Genomic DNA, 3,296 nt, shown 5'->3' with positions numbered 1-3,296 from the left:
GTGGCGAGAGCCATGTGATGCGTTGTTCGATCTGGCTGAGATATCGTCCGCACCTGGCACACCGCAAGCGTTATGCAGGCTTGTTGGTGATGGTGTGGATTCTCAAGCGTGAGGTAAGAGCATCTGGTGGATGCCTTGGCATGTACAGGCGAAGAAGGACGTGGCACGCTGCGATAAGCGTCGGGGAGCTGTGAGCGAGCTTTGATCCGGCGATTTCCGAATGGGGAAACCCACCTTCACCATTTCTTCTGTCACCCTGGCAACAGGGTGGTTGGAGAGGTGGATAAGGTATCACCTTAGTGAATATATAGCTTTGGTGAAGCGAACCCGGGGAACTGAAACATCTCAGTACCTGGAGGAAAAGACATCAACCGAGATTCCGTTAGTAGTGGCGAGCGAACGCGGACCAGGCCAGTGCCTCATCTTCAACTAGCAGAACTGTCTGGAAAGGCAGGCCATAGCGGGTGATAGCCCCGTATGCGAAAGTGATGGATGAGGCCTCGAGTAGGGCGGGACACGTGAAATCCTGTCTGAACATGGGGGGACCACCCTCCAAGCCTAAATACTCGTACATGACCGATAGCGAACTAGTACCGTGAGGGAAAGGTGAAAAGCACCCCGATGAGGGGAGTGAAACAGTACCTGAAACCGGATGCTTACAAGCAGTAGGAGCCCCATAGGGGGTGACTGCGTACCTCTTGCATAATGGGTCAGTGACTTAGTTTATCGAGCAAGCTTAAGCCGTTAGGTGTAGGCGTAGCGAAAGCGAGTCTGAATAGGGCGCTAGAGTTCGATGAATTAGACCCGAAACCCGGTGATCTAGGCATGACCAGGCTGAAGGTGCGGTAACACGCACTGGAGGGCCGAACCGTTCAATGTTGAAAAATTGTCGGATGAGTTGTGTTTAGGGGTGAAAGGCCAATCAAACCGGGAAATAGCTGGTTCTCCGCGAAATCTATTGAGGTAGAGCGTCGGACGTATACCGTTGGGGGTAGAGCACTGGATGGATGCGGGGGTCGCGAGATCTACCAACTCTAACCAAACTCCGAATACCAACGAGATTTATCCGGCAGACAGACGGCGGGTGCTAAGGTCCGTCGTCAAAAGGGAAACAGCCCTAACCTACAGCTAAGGTCCCCAAGTCACGTCTAAGTGGGAAAGCATGTGGGAATCCCAAAACAACCAGGATGTTGGCTTAGAAGCAGCCATCATTTAAAGAAAGCGTAACAGCTCACTGGTCTAACCAAGGGTTCCTGCGGCGAAGATGTAACGGGGCTCAAGACGTGCACCGAAGCTTAGGGTTCAGATCTTTGATCTGAGCGGTAGCGGAGCGTTCCGTAGGCCTGCGAAGCGGAAGGGTAACCGACCGTGGAGGTATCGGAAGTGCGAATGCTGACATGAGTAGCGATAAAGAGGGTGAGATGCCCTCTCGCCGAAAGACCAAGGGTTCCTGCTTAAAGCTAATCTGAGCAGGGTGAGCCGGCCCCTAAGACGAGCCCGAAGGGGGTAGTCGATGGGAACCACGTTAATATTCGTGGGCCTGGAGATGAGTGACGGATCTCTTAAGTTGTCAGTTCTTATTGGATTGAACTGGCTGCGACGAGGTTCCAGGAAATAGCCTCTCCATATAGACCGTACCCGAAACCGACACAGGTGGTCAGGTAGAGTATACCAAGGCGCTTGAGAGAAGTATCCTGAAGGAACTCGGCAAATTGCCTCCGTACCTTCGGAAGAAGGAGGCCCCACATATGCGCAAGCACTTGTGGGGGGCACAGGCCAGGGGGTAGCGACTGTTTAGCAAAAACACAGGACTCTGCTAAGTCGGCTTCAAGACGACGTATAGGGTCTGACGCCTGCCCGGTGCCGGAAGGTTAAGAGGAGGAGTGCAAGCTCCGAATTGAAGCCCCGGTAAACGGCGGCCGTAACTATAACGGTCCTAAGGTAGCGAAATTCCTTGTCGGGTAAGTTCCGACCTGCACGAATGGCGTAACGACTTCCCCACTGTCTCCAGGATATGCTCAGCGAAATTGAATTCTCCGTGAAGATGCGGAGTACCCGCGGTTAGACGGAAAGACCCCGTGCACCTTTACTGCAGCTTCAGAGTGGCATTAGGAAAGAATTGTGTAGCATAGGTGGGAGGCTTTGAAGCACTGGCGCCAGCCGGTGTGGAGCCATAGGTGAAATACCACCCTGTTGTTTTCTGATGTCTAACCCAGCACCGTCATCCGGTGCGGGGACCCTCTGTGGCGGGTAGTTTGACTGGGGCGGTCGCCTCCTAAAGAGTAACGGAGGCGCGCGATGGTAGGCTCAGGACGGTTGGAAACCGTCTGTTCAGAGTGCAATGGCATAAGCCTGCCTGACTGCGAGACTGACGAGTCGAGCAGAGACGAAAGTCGGTCATAGTGATCCGGTGGTCCCTCGTGGAAGGGCCATCGCTCAACGGATAAAAGGTACGCCGGGGATAACAGGCTGATGATTCCCAAGAGCTCATATCGACGGAATCGTTTGGCACCTCGATGTCGGCTCATCACATCCTGGGGCTGGAGCAGGTCCCAAGGGTTTGGCTGTTCGCCAATTAAAGTGGTACGTGAGCTGGGTTCAGAACGTCGCGAGACAGTTTGGTCCCTATCTGCCGTGGGCGTCGATACTTGAGAGGAGTTGCCCCTAGTACGAGAGGACCGGGGTGAACATGCCTCTGGTGTACCTGTCGTTCCGCCAGGAGCGCAGCAGGGTAGCTATGCATGGACGGGATAACCGCTGAAAGCATCTAAGCGGGAAGCCTCCCTCAAGATAAGGTATCATCGAGTCGTGGTAGACCACCACGTTGATAGGCCGGGTGTGGAAGTGCGGTAACGCATGAAGCTAACCGGTCCTAATCACTCTTATCATGCTTGTAGAATCCACACCCTCACCACCAACCCTGCACAACATGCAGCGGCCAACGGTGACAATCGGACGATCCTCAAGCCAGATCCCAACATCATCGATCTAAACCCCTCATGTGCGCCCGCTCCATTGCCTGGTGACCATAGCGTCTGTGTCCCACCCGATCCCTTCTCGAACTCGGCCGTGAAACCAGTCCGCGCCAATGGTACTAACGCTCAAGCGTTGGAAGAGTAGGTCGTCGCCAGGCATTGAAGCAGGCGCACACGAATAAAACCCATTCACAAAGTCTCTCCTGCGGCCCCGTCGTCATAAACGACGGGGCCGCAGCGCATCGCGGGGTGGAGCAGCCCGGTAGCTCGTCAGGCTCATAACCTGAAGGTCGCAGGTTCAAATCCTGCCCCCGCAACCAT

Annotated in this window: 1 tRNA gene and 2 rRNA genes; all 3 read left to right on the top strand. The window is 54.6% G+C overall.

Annotation, left to right across the window (positions count from 1 at the left end):
* The first annotated feature begins 103 nt into the window (after nt 1–103).
* The 3 genes from ABIC78_RS21435 to ABIC78_RS21425 all read left to right on the top strand — a co-directional run bounded on the left by ABIC78_RS21435 (nt 104) and on the right by ABIC78_RS21425 (nt 3,295).
* A 23S ribosomal RNA gene (locus ABIC78_RS21435) occupies nt 104–2,896 on the top strand.
* 122 nt (nt 2,897–3,018) lie between these two features.
* Nucleotides 3,019–3,133, top strand: a 5S ribosomal RNA gene (gene rrf, locus ABIC78_RS21430).
* 85 nt (nt 3,134–3,218) lie between these two features.
* Nucleotides 3,219–3,295 (top strand) — tRNA-Met (locus ABIC78_RS21425).
* The last annotated feature ends 1 nt before the right edge of the window (nt 3,296 follow it).

This window comes from Novosphingobium sp. 1529 (assembly GCF_040544855.1).
Taxonomy (GTDB): domain Bacteria; phylum Pseudomonadota; class Alphaproteobacteria; order Sphingomonadales; family Sphingomonadaceae; genus Novosphingobium; species Novosphingobium capsulatum.
This window is presented reverse-complemented; position numbering and strand designations above follow the sequence as displayed.